Origin of the sequence: Vannielia litorea, assembly GCF_018424695.1 — a bacterium.
Classification (GTDB): domain Bacteria; phylum Pseudomonadota; class Alphaproteobacteria; order Rhodobacterales; family Rhodobacteraceae; genus Vannielia; species Vannielia litorea_A.
In genome coordinates this window covers 1-3,613 of record NZ_QTNQ01000165.1, presented here as the reverse complement: position 1 = coordinate 3,613, position 3,613 = coordinate 1, and the positions used below count along the sequence as shown (strand labels likewise).

The 3,613-nt window shown below is 64.7% G+C and carries 3 protein-coding genes; 2 read left to right on the top strand and 1 reads right to left on the bottom strand.

The features are described from left to right. Positions 1 to 79: 79 nt before the first annotated feature. Positions 80 to 1,309: an SAM-dependent methyltransferase gene (locus DYI42_RS23535; RefSeq protein WP_213549507.1), complete on the bottom strand. Its 1,230-nt coding sequence runs from the start codon at positions 1,307 to 1,309 to the stop codon at positions 80 to 82. Between the two features lie 174 nt (positions 1,310 to 1,483). Between DYI42_RS23535 and aspS the strand changes: the two genes are divergently transcribed. Together aspS and DYI42_RS23525 are read left to right on the top strand one after the other, a co-directional pair. After that, positions 1,484 to 3,394 (top strand): aspartate--tRNA ligase, encoded by a 1,911-nt coding sequence (gene aspS, locus DYI42_RS23530; RefSeq protein WP_213549505.1) that lies wholly within the window; start codon positions 1,484 to 1,486, stop codon positions 3,392 to 3,394. Positions 3,395 to 3,398: 4 nt separating this feature from the next. After that, on the top strand, positions 3,399 to 3,613 hold a 215-nt coding region (locus tag DYI42_RS23525; protein WP_440870664.1), incomplete at its 3' end, for a phosphotransferase-like protein.

Below are 3,613 nucleotides of genomic sequence, written 5' to 3'. Positions count from 1 at the left end.
GGTGCGGGTGTAAAGGGTGGGGTGGAGTATTTGCAGCAAGAAAATGAAGCGGGGCGCGTCTTGGTGGTGCCGGTCGCGGTTATTGCGCAGCGTGGAGCAACGGGGTTGCGTTGTCGCGGTAGAGGTAGTCGCGCGTGACCGGGACAGCGTGTTGGCTGTGGGCGAGCTGGTAGTGGAACACCGCTTGCGGCCCCTCCTCGAAGGCGGCTTCGCAGGCGCAGAGGTAGAAGCGCCACATTCGGACGAAGCGCTCGTCGTAGCGGGTGCGCACCCAGTCCAGCGCCGCCTCGAACCGGTTGCGCCAGGCGCGCAGGGTTGGCCCGTAGTGGCCGCGCCAGATTTCGACATCGGTGGTGGAGAGCCGGGCGGCCTCGATGGCAGGGGCCAACTCGGACTGGGCCGGGATGTACCCGCCGGGGAAGATATACCTGTCGAGCCAGGGCGAGGTGGCGTGGGGGCGCGCGAGGTTGCCGATTGTGTGGATCAGCGCGACGCCATCGGGGGCCAGCAGCTCATGGACCCGCGAGAAATAGGTGGAGAACTGCGGCAGGCCGACGTGCTCCAGCATTCCGACCGATACGATCCTGTCGAAGCGGTCTTCCAGCTTGCGGTAGTCGGTCAGGCGAAACGTGACCTGTTCGGAAAGCCCCGCTGCCTCGGCCCGCGCTCGCGCCGTGGCGAGCTGGTTTTGCGAAAGCGTCACGCCTGTGACCTGTGCCCCATAGTCCCGCGCCAGCGTCAGCGCCATGCCGCCCCAGCCACATCCGATGTCGAGCACGCGCATGCCCGGCTCGATGAGCAGCTTGCCGGCGATATGCGCCTTCTTGGCCGCCTGCGCCTCTTCGAGGGTCATCCCGGGGCGGGAAAAATAGGCGCAGCTATATTGCATATCGGCATCCAGCATGCGGGCGTAGAGATCGTCGGAGATGTCGTAGTGGTGCTGCACGTTGCGGCTGGAGCGGGCGATGCCGTTGCGGGTGGCCAGCGCCCGGGTGGCGATGCGCAGTGTGTCGGCGGCGCGGAACCATGGCGGCATGGCGCCCCGGTGCAGGTTGCGGACCATGAGCGCGAGGAAGCCATAGCAATCGTCATTCTCGAGCTGAAGGCGGCCATCCATATAGCCCTCGCCGATGCCAAGCTGCGGTCGCAGGGCGATCTGGCGCAGGATGCTCTCGTCGGTGAGGCGCCCGGCAACCTCGATGTCACCGCCCGGCCCGTAGGTGCTTGTGCTGCCATCCGGCCAGCGAAGTGAGAGGCGGCCTTCCACGATCATGCCGCGCAGGAGCCTGTCGATCATCGCTTTCCACATCGGAATTCACCCCCGCTGTAGTTTGTTCGCACGTCCCCTAAATGGTTAACGCCAGAAGAATTGGCTTGGTTTCACCTCGCGTCAAGTTTCCGGACGTCCGGCCCGGGTTGACTTCCGCGCATCAAGGCGGTGTATCGGCGCGAACCGATACGTGTGACCGGAAGGGACCGAACCATGCATGCCTACCGCAGCCATACCTGCGCCGAGCTGACGAAGCAGAACGTGGGCGACACCGTGCGTCTTGCCGGCTGGGTGCATCGGGTGCGAGATCACGGCGGGGTGCTCTTCATCGACCTGCGCGACCATTACGGGGTGACGCAGGTGATCGCCGATGGCGACAGCCCGGTGTTTGCCGAGCTGGAGAAGGTGCGCAGCGAGTGGTGCATCCGGATCGATGGCAGCGTGAAGGCGCGCGACGAGAGCCTTGTGAACCCCAAGCTGCCGACCGGCGAGATCGAGGTGTATATACGCGATATGGAGGTGCTGGGCGCCGCCGGCGAGCTGCCGCTGATCGTGTTCGGTGACCAGGAGTACCCGGAAGAGACCCGGCTGAAATACCGTTACCTCGACCTGCGCCGCGAGGCGATGCAGCAGAACATGACCCTGCGCTCGGATGTGGTGGCAAGCGTGCGCCGCCGGATGTGGGACAAGGGCTTTCGGGAATACCAGACGCCTATTATCACGGCGAGCAGCCCCGAGGGCGCGCGGGACTTTCTGGTGCCGTCGCGCCTGCACCCCGGCAAGTTCTATGCCTTGCCGCAGGCGCCGCAGCTCTTCAAGCAGCTCATCATGGTGTCGGGCTTCGACAAGTACTTCCAGATCGCGCCCTGCTTCCGCGACGAAGACCCGCGCGCCGACCGGTCACCGACCGACTTCTACCAGCTCGATCTGGAGATGAGCTTCGTCGAGCAGCAGGATGTGTTCGACACCGTGTCGCCGGTGATTGCGGGCGTGTTCGAGGAGTTCGGCGGGGGCCGGAAGGTGGATGATCCGGCGACCTGGCCGCAGATCCCCTATGCCGAGGCGGCGCTGAAATATGGCACCGACAAGCCGGACCTGCGCAACCCGATCGAGATGCAGGTGGTTTCGGAGCATTTTGCCGGGAGTGGTTTTGCGATTTTCGCCAAGCTGCTGGAGCAGGAGGGCACCGAGATCCGTGCCATTCCGGCGCCCACGGGCGGCTCGCGCAAGTTCTGCGACCGGATGAATGCCTTTGCTCAGAAGGAAGGGCTGCCGGGTATGGGGTATATCTTCTGGCGGAAAGTTGAGCTGTCTGACGCGTCAAAATTCGCGCCGGATGATGACGTCTGGCAGCACGCTCGCGAACAGACGCTCAACGACCTTCGAGCGAAAGGTGAGCTTCCTGACAACGATATGGTGGGCTTCGAAACCCGCGACTACTATTTCGAAGCTGCTGGCCCGCTGGCAAAGAACATCGGCTTTGAACGTTCCGAAGCAATTCGACTTCAGCTCGGACTATCGGGTGGCGATGCAGCGTTCTTCCTCGGGGGCAAGCCCAAGACCTTCGAGGGCGTGGCGGGCAAGGCCCGCACCGTGATCGGCGAGGAGCTGGGGCTGACCGACAAGGACCGGTTCGCCTTCGCCTGGATCGTGGATTTCCCGATCTACGAGAAGGATGCCGAGACCGGCGAGATCGACTTTGAGCACAACCCCTTTTCCATGCCGCAGGGCGGGATGGAGGCGCTGCAGGGCGATCCGCTCGCCGTGAAGGGCTATCAGTATGACCTTGCCTGCAACGGTTATGAGCTGGTCAGCGGCGCGATCCGGAACCACAAGCCAGAAGTGATGCTGAAGGCCTTCGAGATCGCGGGCTATGGTGAGGAGGAGGTGAAGGCGCGCTTTGGCGGGCTCTACACCGCCTTTGGTTACGGCGCCCCGCCGCACGGTGGCTGCGCAGCGGGCATCGACCGGATCGTGATGCTGCTGGCCGATGAGGAGAACCTGCGCGAGGTGGTCATGTTCCCGATGAACCAGCGCGCGGAAGACCTGATGATGGACGCGCCCTCCGAGCCGACCAACGAGCAGCTGCGCGAGTTGGGCTTGCGGGTGGTGAAGGAAGAGTGAGCCGGTGGCGCCGGGACGGGTGATCCTGATCCACGGGGCCTCCAGCGCGGGGAAATCGACATTGGCGCGGGCGGTGCGGGAGGCATTGCCTGCGCCTTTTGTTCATTTGACCTTCGACCAGTTGATCGACAGCGGGGCCCTGCCGCGCGGCGCGGGCTGGGCGGCGGTGCGGGCGCGGGTGTTTGACGGATGGCACCGGGCCGTGGCCGCGATGGGGGC

What these genes read in the sequence shown, in the direction of transcription:
- aspS (WP_213549505.1), top strand. Translation starts at nt 1,484, where the DNA reads ATGCATGCCTACCGCAGCCATACCTGCGCCGAGCTGACGAAGCAGAAC.
- DYI42_RS23535 (WP_213549507.1), bottom strand. Translation starts at nt 1,309, where the DNA reads ATGTGGAAAGCGATGATCGACAGGCTCCTGCGCGGCATGATCGTGGAA.